13 protein-coding genes are annotated in these 15,210 nt (G+C 40.4%); 1 reads left to right on the forward strand and 12 read right to left on the reverse strand.

The features are described from left to right. Positions 1 to 456: 456 nt before the first annotated feature. The 4 genes from NSTC745_RS35650 to NSTC745_RS35665 all read right to left on the reverse strand — a co-directional run bounded on the left by NSTC745_RS35650 (position 457) and on the right by NSTC745_RS35665 (position 5,046). Positions 457 to 2,205 (reverse strand): NAD+ synthase, encoded by a 1,749-nt coding sequence (locus tag NSTC745_RS35650; RefSeq protein WP_445635241.1) that lies wholly within the window; start codon positions 2,203 to 2,205, stop codon positions 457 to 459. Positions 2,206 to 2,328: 123 nt separating this feature from the next. Continuing rightward, a complete protein-coding gene (locus NSTC745_RS35655; RefSeq protein WP_445635242.1) occupies positions 2,329 to 3,075 on the reverse strand; it encodes an NUDIX hydrolase in 747 nt (248 codons plus the stop codon). Then, a complete protein-coding gene (locus NSTC745_RS35660; RefSeq protein WP_445638769.1) occupies positions 3,036 to 3,635 on the reverse strand; it encodes a nicotinate-nucleotide adenylyltransferase in 600 nt (199 codons plus the stop codon). Before NSTC745_RS35660 ends, NSTC745_RS35655 begins: the two co-directional genes overlap by 40 nt. Positions 3,636 to 3,639: 4 nt before the next feature. Continuing rightward, a complete protein-coding gene (locus NSTC745_RS35665; protein WP_445635243.1) occupies positions 3,640 to 5,046 on the reverse strand; it encodes a nicotinate phosphoribosyltransferase in 1,407 nt (468 codons plus the stop codon). Positions 5,047 to 5,506: 460 nt separating this feature from the next. Here NSTC745_RS35665 and NSTC745_RS35670 point away from each other — a divergent pair, with 460 nt between their 5' ends. Next, positions 5,507 to 5,668 (forward strand): hypothetical protein, encoded by a 162-nt coding sequence (locus NSTC745_RS35670; protein ID WP_445635244.1) that lies wholly within the window; start codon positions 5,507 to 5,509, stop codon positions 5,666 to 5,668. 495 nt (positions 5,669 to 6,163) lie between these two features. Here NSTC745_RS35670 and NSTC745_RS35675 read toward each other — a convergent pair whose 3' ends face one another. The 8 genes from NSTC745_RS35675 to NSTC745_RS35710 form a co-directional block, all read right to left on the reverse strand. Continuing rightward, entirely contained in the window at positions 6,164 to 7,981 is a 1,818-nt protein-coding gene (locus NSTC745_RS35675) for an SUMF1/EgtB/PvdO family nonheme iron enzyme (RefSeq protein WP_445635245.1), read from the reverse strand. Between the two features lie 210 nt (positions 7,982 to 8,191). Continuing rightward, on the reverse strand, positions 8,192 to 8,953 hold the full coding sequence (locus tag NSTC745_RS35680; protein WP_445635246.1) for a Uma2 family endonuclease: 762 nt from the start codon (positions 8,951 to 8,953) through the stop codon (positions 8,192 to 8,194). 124 nt (positions 8,954 to 9,077) lie between these two features. Beyond that, the gene (locus tag NSTC745_RS35685) at positions 9,078 to 10,916 is read right to left on the reverse strand and encodes an SUMF1/EgtB/PvdO family nonheme iron enzyme (protein WP_445635247.1); all 1,839 of its coding nucleotides are present in this window, start codon (positions 10,914 to 10,916) and stop codon (positions 9,078 to 9,080) included. Positions 10,917 to 11,524: 608 nt separating this feature from the next. Continuing rightward, entirely contained in the window at positions 11,525 to 12,328 is an 804-nt protein-coding gene (locus NSTC745_RS35690; protein WP_445635248.1) for an ABC transporter permease, read from the reverse strand. 351 nt (positions 12,329 to 12,679) lie between these two features. Beyond that, the gene (locus NSTC745_RS35695) at positions 12,680 to 13,297 is read right to left on the reverse strand and encodes a 2OG-Fe(II) oxygenase (RefSeq protein WP_445635249.1); all 618 of its coding nucleotides are present in this window, start codon (positions 13,295 to 13,297) and stop codon (positions 12,680 to 12,682) included. A 123-nt stretch (positions 13,298 to 13,420) separates the two neighbouring features. Beyond that, positions 13,421 to 13,816 (reverse strand): type II toxin-antitoxin system VapC family toxin, encoded by a 396-nt coding sequence (locus NSTC745_RS35700; protein ID WP_445635250.1) that lies wholly within the window; start codon positions 13,814 to 13,816, stop codon positions 13,421 to 13,423. Then, positions 13,816 to 14,103 carry a hypothetical protein gene (locus tag NSTC745_RS35705; protein WP_445635251.1) on the reverse strand — a complete coding sequence of 96 codons (288 nt, stop codon included), beginning with the start codon at positions 14,101 to 14,103 and terminating at the stop codon, positions 13,816 to 13,818. The genes NSTC745_RS35700 and NSTC745_RS35705 overlap by 1 nt, the downstream gene beginning before the upstream one ends. Before the next feature lie 216 nt (positions 14,104 to 14,319). After that, complete coding sequence (locus NSTC745_RS35710) at positions 14,320 to 15,189, reverse strand: fructosamine kinase family protein (protein WP_445635252.1); 870 nt, start codon at positions 15,187 to 15,189, stop codon at positions 14,320 to 14,322. Positions 15,190 to 15,210: the final 21 nt, after the last annotated feature.

Below are 15,210 nucleotides of genomic sequence, written 5' to 3' on the forward strand. Positions count from 1 at the left end.
TCATATAACAGAATTCAGAATTCAGAAGTAATATCAAGCCTGGTATGTAGCGGGCTTGATATACAGCAAATTGCTACTTTGTGAGGTAAAGATAATTGTAGGGGCACAATATATTGCATACGTGTCAACTTAACGTGAAACCCTGATGAAAAGGTGATGAGCGAGTTCTATTCAATTACCATCAAGATCCGCGTTACCGCACCCCGGCTTTGCTGACGCAAAACCTCCCCTCCCCTTGCCAAGGGGAGGGGTTGGGGGTGGGGTAATATTGTGTCCGGATGAATAGTTATAAATAAGCTCTCCTTGTTCTTGGCCACCAGTAATAGCAAGTTATATGATGTCCGGTTAATTAGTTACTAAACCTAAAGAACCCTAAAGAGCCAAAGCTGTGCTTTGTCTCCGCTAAGACCAAGACATCGGAAAGTATCCTGCGTTCCCACGTCCCCATGTCTTCATTTACTTAAGTCGTGGCTGGACATCTTGTGCATCAGAAGAGACTAAGGTAGGTGCGGGTTTGGTTTTAGTCTGATAGGCGTCTTTGATAGCAACCCAGTTACTCGCAATTGGCATTCGCCAGCCAGTTCCAAAGGCGCGGTCAGTAATTTTTAAGCCTGGGGGTGCTTGCCGACGTTTAAATTCTGCACGCGCCACCATTTGAATTACTCGGTTGACAATTACCCAATCGTGACCTGCTGCGACAATTTGCGCTGCTGATTGATGATTGTGAATCAGGCGTTGTAAGATATCGTCTAAAATTTCATAGGGTGGTAGAGAGTCTCCATCTACTTGACCTGGTTTGAGTTCGGCGCTTGGTGCTTTAGTCAAGACGTTTTGGGGAATGATTTCGTTATTGCGATTTAACCAGTGACAAAGTGAATAAACGCGGGTTTTGGGGACATCTGCGATTACTGCTAAACCGCCATTCATATCGCCGTAGAGAGTACAGTAACCAACTGCCATTTCTGACTTGTTACCAGTAGATAAGAGAAGATAACCAAATTTGTTAGCGATCGCCATTAATAAATTACCCCGAATCCGGGATTGGATATTCTCTTCTGCCAGTCCAAATTCTGTACCTGCAAATAAATTGGCTAAGGTGCGATCGAAGCCTTGCATTAACTGTTCTATTGGTAAAATATCAGTTTTAATTCCCAGATTTGCGGCTAATGCTAAAGCATCGCTAATAGAATGATCGGAACTATAAGGCGAAGGCATGAGAACGCCCAGCACATTTTCTTCTCCAAGCGCAGCAGTGGCGATCGCTGCTACTAATGCTGAATCAATGCCGCCACTCAGACCCAAAACTACTTTAGAAAAGCGACACTTGCGGGCATAATCTCTGACTCCCAAAACCAAAGCTTGCCAGATTTCTTCATCTTCTGACTCATACACAGGTGCCACAGAACTTAATTGTAAATCTCGAAGTGCCTCGTCAAATTCCACCGCCAACAAATCAGCTTCAAAACCACGGGCACGACAGACAATTTCACCTTGGCGATTTAAGGCAAAACTGCGACCATCAAAAATTAAATCATCATTTCCCCCAACCTGGTTAGCATAAATTATTGGTTGTTGAAAACGCACTGCGCTATGCTGGAGCATTGTTTCGCGAAACTGTTGCTTGCCGGCAGTATAAGGAGAAGCAGACAAATTAACAATTAAATCTACACCTATAATTGCTAAATCCGCAATAGGATTCACGGCATAACTACGTTTGCCCCAGAATTCCTCATCATTCCATAAATCTTCACAAATAGTGACGCCAATATCGAGATTATCTAAGGTGAAATAATTAGCTTGTAAGCCGGGTTCAAAATAGCGGCGTTCATCAAATACATCGTAAGTTGGTAAAAGTCGCTTGTGAAAAACTTGCTTGACTTCGCCATTTTCTAACAAAGCGATGCTGTTAAATAAACTTTTACTACCAGTAATATTTGCTGTGGCATTTTCTTCAACGGTTCCTACTAATACAGCTAATTTTGCTGGTAAATCCTGGGCTAGGTTTTGTAAAGTTATATTCATAGCTTCCACAAAGCTAGGATTTAGTAATAAGTCTCTTGGTGGATAGCCACACAAAGAAAGTTCTGGTGTTAGCAACAAACGCGCACCACCGGATGCTGCGCGTTGTGCCGCTTCTAGGATTTGTTGGGCATTTCCTAGTAAATCACCAATTGTCGGATTAATTTGAGCGATCGCAATTTTCATATTAATTATTAATTATTGGGCATTGGGCATGGGGCATGGGGCATTGGGCATGGAGGATGGAAATATGAGAAAGAATAATAACTCCTAACTCTTAACTCCTCACTCCTCACACCTCACTCCTCATTAAATAAACACCAAAGGTTTATCTTTCAATGGGGCAAAGGCTTCGGCATCAAACTTATACAAACTAGCGGGACGACCGGCACCGCGTGAGACTTTGATTCCGGTATCGGATAAGAAACCTAATTTTAGTAAACGCGCCCGAAAATTAGAATAATCGGAAAAATTTTCACCTAAAACTGTGGTGTATAACTGATATAAATCATTTAACGTGAACATTTCTGGTAAGACTTCAAAAGCCACCGGACTGTACTCCAATTTATTTCGCAAACGCCTATGTCCATAGGTCAAAATTTCGTTGTGATCGAAAGCTAATTTAGGGACTTGTTTAACCAGATACCAAGCTATGCCGGCGACGCGATCGGCAATTAATTCTGCTTCTTCAAATCGCACAAGGGCAAAATAACTAACTGATAGATAACGCACACCATAGCTATCAGTTGATTCTCGCGGATCGCGGTTCGGGCCTCCAAAGGTATAAAGTTGTTCCAAATAAAGGTTGTTGACCTTGATTTTCTCTGCCATAATGCGATATGCAGCATCTTCTAAAGACTCTCCTGGACGCACTAAAGTACCAGGAAGACTCCAATGATTTAAAAATGGTTCTTGCTGCCGCATTACTAACAGAACTAAGAGCCGATTTTGTGCGGTATCTACAGAAAAAATTACATTATCAACACCAACCTTGAAATCGGCCAAAGGTTGTTGATTTACCGAAGTTGAAATCTTTTTTTGCTGGCGTCCTGGCATTTGTATAAATGCTCTCGATTAATATAAGCAACTACAGGGGCAGTAAGGGCTTGAGAATCTCCATGTTCGCGGTAGGCTGTGGAGGAAATATCTAGACCAGTTAGACTAGCGATCGCAATTTTGCCTCCCAAGTTTTGCACTGCTTCCAAACTAGACTCATCTATTGCATACCTTGGTCGCGGCACAATCAATAGTTGCACTTCCTGTAACAAATCTTCAATGCGATACCAACGTGGTAACTGAGTGAGTAAATCTGAACCAATGACTAATATTAATTCAACGTTTTCACCCCAACGCAATTTTGCTTTTTCCACTGTTTCCAGGGTTCTCAAGCTACTCAATTCTTGTTCTAAAGCGATATTGTGCCGTGGTGCATCGATATCCGCAATCAACAATTGCAGCATTGCCGCCCGATGTTCTAAAGGTGTTTGATGGGACTTAAATGGATTATCTGCTGCCCAAACCGCTACGCGATCGTAACGCTCAGACAACCAACTTAAAACTTTCTGATGTCCAGCAGTTGGCGGATCGGCACTAGTTCCAAACAAAGCAATTCTCATCATCTTACTTTGCGCCCTTTGCGGTTCGTTTCTTAGTTTCTTCTGTCAACACCTGTAAACCCTCAGAAATTTCCACTTCTACAGACACAGGACGATCCAAGCGCCGTGTCTGTTCTGGCAAACTAGCAACTGAGGCAGCAGTACGCTGACGAATTGTTTCCAAAGTCTCCAGGGGTTGCACCTGTTTGCCTTCCTGGACTACCAACTGCAATAATGGTTGTTCTTCCCAGGAACTTTCACCTAAAAGCCCCAACCTGTCTGCTTTTACCTTACCTCCTGTTAGCGATCGAAAAATCTGCTTGCGTCCTGGATAAGTTACCTTACCACTCGATTGTTTCATTACGGGGATGCCATCAATCTCTACAAGTTTGTAAACTCCATTTACCGGAGAACCCGTAACTAATCGCGTCCCCAATCCGTAACCATCAATTTGTGCCCCTGCGGCTTTGAGTTTGACAATTTCCCACTCGTCCAAGTCGCCACTAGCAAAAATTGGCACGCCTGGAAGTAGCGATCGCACCTGTTTTGATAAGGTAACTAAATCTCCTGAGTCTAATCTCACGCCTGTTAATTCCATTTCCCCGGAATTAACTTTTGCAGCTAAGCCTTGGGCAGCAGCAATGGTATCGTAAGTGTCAATCAACAATGGCGCACCCGGAAAATATCTATGAAATGCACTAAAAGCTTGTTCTTCAGTGCCTTCTATTGCTGACAACGCCATCACCAGGGCGTGTGCCATAGTACCACTTGGCTTTTGTCCCAGTTGTAGCGCTGCTAACACATTGGAAGTGGAATCTAAACCACCTGCCAAGGCCGCCCGCGCCGCCCACAAAGACGCCTGGGGACTAAAAGCGCGTCTCGTGCCAAATTCCAAAAGGGTTGCTGACTCTCCAGCCACATCCCGCAACCGTGCTGCTTTTGTGGCAATCAAAGTCTGATAATTAATGGTATTCAAAAGATAAGTTTCCACTAATTGTGCTTGCCAAAGAGGTGCTTCCACCCGCAACAATGGCTGATTGGCAAACACAGCGGTACCTTCTGGTACCGCCCAAACATCCCCGGTAAACTTGCCTTCGGTTAACAACGACCAAAAGCGATCGCTTGCCCCAGCAAAAATTCCCGTCGCCTGTAATGCTGCAATTTGCGATGGACTAAAGCGTAATTTTGCTAAATATTCCAACGCCTGCGCCAAACCCATTGCAATTAAATAACCAAAATTTTCTGGTAAGCGTCTGACAGACAACTCAAAACTTGCCCATCGTTGTTCTATACCTTCGCCTGTGTAACAAGCCGCCATCGTCAATTGGTAAAGATCGGTCAGCAAGCTGTAGTCATCCGCACACAGGTTTAGCCCCTGGTTTTGCTGGGTTTGCTGTTTATCTACATAATCTAAATCTGGAAAAGTTGTCATGCCAGAGCTTCCTTATAAGAATGCTTCTTTTATTTATGGTAATATTTACCATAAATATTGTCAACTTGTAGGAAATATATTTCCGAGACTGCTGAAAAACCTTGAATTCATAGGCATATTAATAATAACTTTATCAAAAATTTAACGTTTTTTAATAGTAATAGCTATTAATAGCGCTAATTGTCGCTGACAAAATTTTCTAGCTTCCAACCTAATCCCCAGTCTCCAGCCCCTAGAAAAGCAAGCTTCTTTTCCAGACTGAGATTGCAGAAATAGCTATGTTACAATTAGAATTAAGGAAAAAATTTTGACTTTTTTCAAAGCTAAAGTATTGCAAACATATCTGAATAAACATTGCATAGGTTCTCAATATATTGAGAGTTACGGCTAGCTAACAAAATCAGGATTAAAGTATAGTTATCACAACTAAAGTGACTCAGGAATTAGGAGTCCAAATAATATGACTATTTCCAAGATTTCCCAAATGCTTGCTGATGTAACCCAATATATTTATGAAGCTGCAATGCGGATTTTTGGGCCTAATGATGATGCTTATCCTACTATTGGCGTACAACCTTTTACAGGTGAGCCTTACAAAAAAGGTACAGCCGATAATTGGTAGTTACTCATAAGTAGGTAGGTGGAAACGAATGAAAGTTTGTAGTTAGTACTCGATCCTCGAACGTCTGGAATCAGTGAGGAATCGCTTACTACAAACTAAGATTTATTTGATGTTTTAATAATGCCTATCTACTTACATTAATTTCTGATAAATGTTGAATAATAAAATTTAGTTTTTGAGCTTAATAGGGCATTAATCTAATCTATCACCCATAACAACCGTCAATACGGTTGGGTTAAGATCCCCCCGCCTACGGCGACCCCCTTAAAAAGGGGGTAAAAGAGGGTTGTGAGCAAGCCTTAAAAAGGGGAGTTGGGGGATCTTGGAGGAATAAACCTGTTAACCGAACCGTATTATAACAACCGTGAAATGAATGTCATCGCAAAAACGAAATTACCCTTGACTTAAGCAAGGGTTGTTGAGTTTTTGTCATTTTATTTTGACGTTGTGAAAAATTGCGATCGCACTTTGGGCGAAAAGTGTAAAAGTCAGGGCTTACACGGAAACTAAGACAACACGAAAACCAATACTGTTGAAACGGAGATTAGCACCATCGGACTTACGATTTGCGCTGCGACAACCTTCTGGAAGAAAGCCCCAAGAACCACCGCGCATCACTCTATCAGATAACAAATTAGAGAATAAACCAGTTTGTAACCAAGCACTACCATCAGTGGGTGCGCCCTGGTAATTGTGATGCCGATTATCTTGACACCATTCCCAGACTAACCCATGCATATCGTATAAACCAAAGGCGTTAGGAGGAAAACTTCCTACTGGTGTTGTTTGGTGACGATATTGACCTTTTGGTGCAGAGGCGTATGTATAATTTCCGTTGTAGTTGACTAAATCAGTGGTAATTGTTTCGCCAAAATAGAATGGTGTGGTGGTTCCAGCACGACACGCATACTCCCATTGTGCTTCGCTAGGTAAACGATAGGTTCGTCTTGTCTTTTGGCTCAACTTTTGACAAAATTCTACCGCATCATTCCAACTCACACTTTCCACAGGTCGGTTTGCGCCATTGGTGCGGAAGTAGGAAGGGTTAATACCCATAATTGCTTGATATTGCGCTTGGGTAATTTGATATTTACCGATAAAAAATGAAGGGACTGTAACTTGATGTTGTGGCGTTTCATCATCGCGTCGTCCTTGTTCTGTTGATGGCGAACCCATCATAAAAGTACCGCTAGGGATGGATACCATTTCTAGGATTACCCCATTTCCCAAGTCTTCTATAAATAAGTTTGCACTATGGCGTTTACGGCTAATTTGTATACCTTTTGCATCTACTAAGATGACATCGAATTCAAAAGTTTTTAGAGATACGTTTGTTTGAACGGTTGGTAATTGCGGTTGGGGAATCGCGATTATTGTTGTTGGAATTTTGGCTTTTGGAGAGTTTAAATCTTGCAAAACTTCTGCTGCTGATTGATATCTTTCCCTTGGTAAGTGCTTGAGCAATTTATCGAGAATTTGCCCTAAATCATCGCTGATAGTAACACCTTTCTCTTGCAAAATTTCTCGCCACAACCATTGAGCATTAAAAGGATCGTAAAGACGGTCATGGAGATTTCCAGAGGTATCTTGCACAGCCAAACTTTGAGTTAAAAGACGCACACAAGTGGCACCCAAAGCATATAAATCGCTAACAGGAGTGGCGAATCCTGCCATTTGTTCGCTTGGGGCATAACCAACGGTATAAATTCCTGTGGCTTGTCTGGCTAAACTGGTTTGAGTTACTTGTTTAGCGCCGCCAAAGTCAATTAAGATCGGATAGCGATCGCTCTCCCTTCGGATGATATTTTCTGGTTTAATATCCCGATGGATGACATGGCGATCGTGGATAAATTGCAGAACTGGTAATAAATCTGCTAAAAGTTCTCGAATTTGTTCTTCACTATAAGGTTGTTGTTGAAGTTCTTGGAGCAGAGTTTGGCCTGAAATAAATTCTTGTACGAGATATAAGCTTGCACCTTGTTCAAAATAAGCTAATAATCTCGGAATTTGAGAATGATTTTCTCCCAATTCATAAAGTCGCTTGGCCTCTTGTTTAAATAATTCTTTTGCTTTAGTAAGTGCTGCTGTTCCTTGCACTTGTGGAAAAAATTGCTTGATGACACAAACATCGTTAAATCTAGTTGTGTCTTCTGCTGTATAAGTTCTGCCAAACCCACCTTCACCTAAAAGTTTCAAAACGCGGTAGCGATTTCCCAGCAGGTTGCCAAAGTTATTCTGTCCGCAACTCATACAAAATCTATTGCTATCAGGGTTGAAGGGATTTGAGCAATTGGGATTTTGGCAGATTTGCATAACTCAGAACTACAAGCAGCTTGTTATATATATTACCAGCTTAGCTAATATTGTAATAAGCTTGGGTTAAAGATTGTTCCTAGAGATAATTGGTCTAGAGAAGACGCGAGAAATCGCGTCTCTAGATGAGGGTTTTGGACTTCTTTAGATTTGAAGTTTTGAATTAACAATCCAAAATTTCAAATTTAAAATCCGGTGAGGGCATTTTGGCTAACTCAGCGCATCAGGATCGATACCCAATGCACGTAATCGTTCCCGCAACCGCTGATTTTCTTGTTCTACCGTTTCCGCACGTTGGCGTTCAACTTCCGCGCGTTGGCGTTCAACTTCCGCACGTTCATCTCCTGTTAGGAGTAAATTACCTTGTTCATCCCACCACCGCAACCAAGGTAATTCTCTGTCTAATACAAAATTACCTTGCCAAATACCTAATTCCACACCCATAGGTGCAATTGGATAATGTCCTCTACTATTGGGAACCATTTTTTCGTAATGATTAGCCATTAATTGATAGACTTCCACAGCTGCTTTTTTCACTTCATAAATGCCGTAGTAGGGAGGACGGATAATATTTTCGTAAATCCAAAATTTACCTTTATAAGGAGTTTTATCTCGTTCTTCCTCTCCATCTCCAGATACAAATTCTAAAACAATCATCGGTGCAATTAATTCTTGCCAAAAAACATAAGAACGCCGGATTTCATTATTCAGAGTTGGTGGAACATTAGGTACGTAAAACCAATCTGGTGCTTCTGCACCTCGTTCTGGTGGTTCAGTTAATCGCCAGTAAATACCAGAGTCTTGACCGATACAATAATAGCCATCAGGATGAATTTCTTGTAATCGTGGCAGGATAGAGTCAGTTAATAGAATACTTTGAGGATGTTCTTGGAAATTTTTCACGAAAGTACCATCGGACTCTGGTAGCTGAGTGTGATCTGGTAGCGCAAGATTTTTAGCTTCGATGACCATCGTTTTACCTCACCGAAATTATTAAGGCACATAATTAATATAGTAGAGACGTTGCAATGCAATATCTCTACATCTAGGTTCTTGGATAGAAATGTAACGAATTCAAATACTCAAAATCCAAAACTTAATATTCAGGCGTCTCTTCAGCGGAAAATACCACCCGAAAGCCACAAATTCTCAACCCACCGTCTGACTCATTCCAACTACGGCTGGCGCTGCGACAAAGTTCTGCACTGAAACTCCAAGAACCACCGCGCAGTACCCGGCGATGCATATCACCACCGATTTCCCAAACTCTTGCATCTGAAGGTGCATCATTATAATTGTTATGCCACGGATCGGCGCACCATTCCCAAACTAGCCCGTGCATATCGTACAATCCAAAGGCGTTGGCTACTTCAAAACTGCCTACGTTTGTTGTTTCTTTGCGGAATTTGCTTTTTGGTTCGTCAGCACAGCAAACTAAATCGGTGGTAATGGTTTCGCCAAAGTGAAAGGATGTCCTAGTTCCAGCACGACAAGCATATTCCCATTCTGCTTCACTGGGTAAACGATAGTCGCGTCCAGTTTTTTGTGATAACCTGAGACAAAATTCTACAGCTTCATGCCAAGATACATTTTCTACTGGTCTATCTAAACCTTTGAATTTCGATGGATTAGGATTTAAGGTTTGGTTGACTTTGGGTAATGCTGCTACTATTCTCCACTGTGCTTGAGTTACAGGAAATTTTCCCATAAAAAATGGTTCTACACTCACTTGGCGTTGAGGACGTTCGTCAGCGTCTCCTTCAAACTCCAGCGAACCCATCATGTATGTACCGCCAGGAATTGATACCATTTCCAGGGTGACAGACTTACCCAATTCTTCAGCAAAGAAGTTTGCACTGCGGCTGACGCGGCTAACTTCTCTACCTGCTGTGTCTACTGTGACTACATCAAATTCAAAAGTTTTTAAAGGCGGTAATGGTACTATTACTTTTGGCGGTGGTAGCACAGGTTGGGGAATGGAAACCATTTTTAGGGCTACAGGTTCAAGATTTGATTTGATAAACTCCAAATCTTTGATAACTTCTGTTGCTGTTTGATACCTTTCACTCGGTAAATGTTTGAGTAATTTATCTAAAATTTTTCCTAATTCGTCGCTGATAGTAATACCTTTTTCTTGTAATCGTTGGCGCCACAACCACTTAGCGTTCATGGCATCATAAATAGGATCTTTAACTTGTCCAGAAACATCCTGTAAAGGTAAACATTGAGTTAGAAGACGCACGCAAGTTACGCCCAAAGCATATAAATCGCTGGCGTGACAAGCAAAGCCAGCCATTTGTTCTGTCGGTGCATAACCAAGTGTATAAATTACTGTAGCTTGTCTTCCTATACTTGTTTGTGTTACTTGTTTGGCACCACCAAAATCAATTAATACGGGTTTTCCATCGCTTGCACGGCGAATAATATTTTCTGGCTTGATATCCCGGTGAATAATGTTACTTGTATGAATAAATTCTAGAACTGGCAACAAATCAGCTAAAAGTTGCCAAATTTGTTCTTCGCCATATATTTGTTCCTGAACTTCTTGTAAAAGAGTTTTTCCTTGAATAAATTCTTGCACGAGGTACAAACTAGTACCTTGTTCAAAATAAGCAAGTAATCTAGGAATTTGGGTATGATTTTCTCCGAGTTCATACAACCGAAAGGCTTCTTCTTTGAAAAATTGGGCTGCTTTGGTACGTTGTCCAGTTCCTTGGAATTGTGGGAAAAATTGCTTGATGACACAAGGCGCATTGAGTCTATCTGCATCTTCTGTAGCATAAGTTCTGCTAAACCCACCTTCACCTAAGAGTCCCAATACGCGGTAACGGTTTCTCAGAAGTTTGCCAAAGTTGCTTTGTCCGCAACTGACGCAAAATCTATTGCTATCAGAGTTGAATGGATTCGAGCAATTGGGATTTTGGCAGATTTGCATAATGAAGTGGAAATAGCATCTTCTCCAAAGTTAGCCCCAATATCATCTTATTGAAAACAGTTATGTAGAGAAGCGAACACGGAATTTTTTATATGTGTTTAAAAATATCAGAATTCAGAATTCAAAATTATTCTTTAATATAGCTGTTGTTTCTAAATAAAAAAGTTCACTAAGAACTCTAGCGGTTCCCAATGAAAAATTTGTAGGGGCGCATAGCTATCATTAGTGTCAACTTAAGCTAGAAATAGCTTCGGTGTCGGCTTCCTCACCCGCCAAGAAATAAATTTCTTGGCTAATAGCTTAAGTCTACTGAAGTAGACTCAAAATATTAGGGGGTATTTAGTAATCTTTAGATTACTTTTGCTATGAGCAAGGAACTTGAGTTCCTTGCGAGACATCGGTTCTACGTTAAGTTGATACCGATGATAGCTATGCGCCCCTACCTTATACTTCACTAGAACGGGAAATGTTATAAATAATGAATAATTTTAATCAAAACAGCAATATTGGCGTCAGTATCGAAAATTTTCTTGCTTGTATTCTGTTCGACTAGCAGATAATTGATTGTAACTTTTGACTACTGAATTCTGAATTATGAGTTCTAATTATCAGCTTTTATTTTCTCCAGAAACGCGAAGCAACTCAGCAACAAAAGCAACGATCGCTGATACGGAAATTAACATTACACTCAAAGCATTAATATCAGGCTTGACTCCTGTTCTTATACGACTAAAAATTTCCATTGGCAGAGTGTTAGAACCACTACCAGCAGTAAAACTGGCAATTAAAAAATCATCTAAACTCAGGACAAAAGCTAACAAACAACCAGCAATAATACCAGGCATTAATTGAGGTAATAATACTTTGATAAATGCTTGGGTTGGTGTCGCGCCTAAATCTAATGCTGCTTCTTCTAAGTGAGGATCTAAATTTATCAGTCTAGATGAAACCACTAGCCCCACATAGGCGAGGCAAAATACTATGTGTGCTGCAACTATTGTCCACAAACTTAAAGGTATTGCAAAGGCGGCTAAACATACTAAGGTAGCCACTGCGATCGCAATATCGGGAATAATTAATGGTAGGTAGGCGATACCGCGATACAAATTCTTAAGCGGAAATTGGTAACGCGCCAAACCAACCGCCATCAAGGTTCCCAGCACTGCTGAAATCCCAACTGCACAACCAGCAACTATCAAACTATTTTGCAAAGCTGATAAGATGCGATCGTCGGCGAACAACTTTAAATACCAATCTAAGGTAAATCCCTGCCAAGTTGCGCTGTAAGGCGATTGATTAAAGCTATAAAAGCCAAGTACCAGTATAGGCAGGTACATAAACACAAATATCAGCAGCGAGAAAACCGCCTGCCATGTGACACGCGGTTTTTTGATATGTGGAGAAATATTCACGTTTCTATTTGATTTTTCTTAGTGAAAATACAAAATATCATATTTTTTGTAAAAAGTCAATAATTTTGTGTCGTCTGATGCTTGTCCCTTGGTGTTCCCATCCTTTAGGTAGGAGTTAACTGTTGGGGAAGTAAATTGGTGAAGTTATTGTTTTATGTTTAATGAAGTTGTCGAACAAATGGTTGATGGCTACGAAGCAGTTTATCGACAAATTATTGGAGAAAAATTTTTTCGCAATGGACATTTTCGAGTTTGCTTAGTTTAGGTAGCGATCGCAGTTCAAGAAAAGAAATAGGGAACGGGCAATAGACAATAAAAAATGATTAAAATTAATTGCCTATTGCCTTCTACTTAATATGACTTTCTCTTTTTACTTCCAGACTGAGTTTTTCTTGACTCAATAGTAAACTGGGGAATTTCTTGGAGTTCAGTTTCGCTTAAAGAATATTGTTCGCAAACCAAGCTAAGGCGATCGCCAGGTGTTTTGACTGCGTTAACAGAATGGGTTAAATCTCCCTGAAAGTAAAGTAAAGTATTAATTTGCGGCTTAATTTGTCCAAGTTGACGCTTGTGCGATCGCAGTACTAATTCTCCCCCTTCCATATCAGCAGGGACTCGTACATAAAGCACACTCACAAATATAGGTGGTTCAATGGTTTTGCAGTAAGAACGTAAGGAGCGATCGATATGCGGATCGACACGAGAGCCTTCTTTTAACTGTAAAGGATTGAGATAAAAAGCATTACAATTTGGCTGGAGAGCTAAATCTAAATAAGGTTTAAAGTAAGGAAACTGCTGTTCTACCGTTGTTAATCCAGAACGCTGAAATACTACCGAAAATCCTTTAGTAGCAACAAAATCGCGGTTGAGGTTGTTGGTAGCAAAATAAGGACAAGCTTGGATTTCTCCCCATAAATTATTTAGATAATCGTTAGTAAATGCGTTAGGTTGTTGTTGATAGTATTTCACGATTGTAATAGGGTTGGGGGAACAGGTAACAGGCTTGCGAAAGTTTATTGCTATAGTGCTTTGAGTAGCAAATGAGGATATTGCTGGAGTAACTAATTTTCCAGGAATAATCGTGTCTGTTTTTCAACTTTCTAACCAATTATCTAATTTTAAATTGGCAATATTGATAAAATATTTAATATTGTTATTAACAATAACATCATCGCGAGAACGAGCTACAGCAGCAATCAAAGCATCAAATTCTCCTGTGGGTTTACCTATTTTTCTAAGTTCGCTTTGAATCTTGCCAAATTCGATAGCTGCATCTAAATTAAACGGTTCTACTGGTAAGAGTTCTGCGAACTGTTCTAATATCTCTATATTTTTAGCTACTTGTTGAGAACAATAAACGCCTTTATATAGCTCTGAAACTACAATGATAGAAAGATAGCATTGGCTGAAAAAGCGATTAAATTTAGTAACAGCTTGAGGATTTGCGTTCAGTAGTGCAATACAAATATTGGTATCTAGTAGATACATTATTCATTATCTTCGTTATCGATTGAATTTATGGTTCTGCCTTGATAAGCATGACGTTGTTCGTCAATTTCTGTAAAGATTTCTGTTAATTCAGGTTGGTTCTTCCAAATTCCAAATAATTGATGAAGTTTTGCTAGTCTTTCTGCTTCTGTTAATGGTTGTTGGGGGGCTGTAATTTGAATGGGAGTAACTTCTAACTCAACTATAATTTCTGTACCATCAGGAATATTGTTGATTTGTTCTAGTAATTCGATAGTTTGGCCGCGTTTTATTCCTTTGATCTTCATATTAGGTTTACCTTTTGAATTATAAATAATTGTTAAATTTTTTGGTGTTTTAGAGAGCTAAATAGGTTTTGTTGGCTTTATTGGGTAAATTTGGCATCTTTTATTTATCAATTACTCCAAAAGCTTGATAAATCATCTAAACAAATTACTTCACAGTTACTAGATGTAACTTTAATATACCTCATATGAAAAGTCGGATTTTTCAAAATGTCAAATTTAAAATTTTGACAAAATTTGGTCAATCATGCGGTTGGCTTGGGAAGCATAACCACCACCAAATAAATTGAAGTGATTCAAAATGTGATAAAGATTATAAAGTGTTTTTCTTTGCTCGTAACCGTCATCTAAAGGGAAGACTTCGTTATAACCCTTGTAAAATGCTGCGGGGAAACCACCAAACAATTCTGTCATGGCAATATCAACTTCGCGATCGCCAAAATAAGTTGCTGGATCGAATATCGTTGGTTCTCCCGACACAGTACACCCAGCATTTCCACCCCATAAATCCCCGTGTACCAACGAAGGTTGCACTTGATGATTTGCCAACAATTGAGGAATCGCCGCTAATAACCGATCTTGTTGAGGGAAATTACCCCCGCGCCGCCTAGCTAATTGAAATTGATAACCCAGGCGATGTTTCGCATAAAATTCCACCCAGTCTGGCGTCCAAGTGTTAATTTGAGGGGTGGAACCAATAGTATTGTTAATTTTCCAACCAAAACCTTGACTACTGCTAGCTTTATGCATTGCCGCCAGATGGCGTCCCATCTCTTCCCATGATTTGGAATTACCGCTTCCCATTTCCAACCATTCAAGGACAATGTAAGCAGAATTACTAGCCACACCCCAACAAACAGGTTTTGGAACCCGAATACTAGCGGTTACTAGCATTTCCTCTAAACCCAGCGCCTCAGCCTCAAACATTGCAACTTGAGAAGCTTGGTTGAGCTTGACAAAGTACGTGATTTCGCCATTAGAGACAGCATAACCTTGGTTGATGCATCCGCCACCAACCGATCGCCGTTGTTGACTTTGAAATTTTTCACCAGTTATTTGGCTAATATGTGCGTCGATTTGAGTCCACATAGTTTACGGGGAGTAGAAAGT

This window comes from Nostoc sp. DSM 114161, from assembly GCF_052692665.1.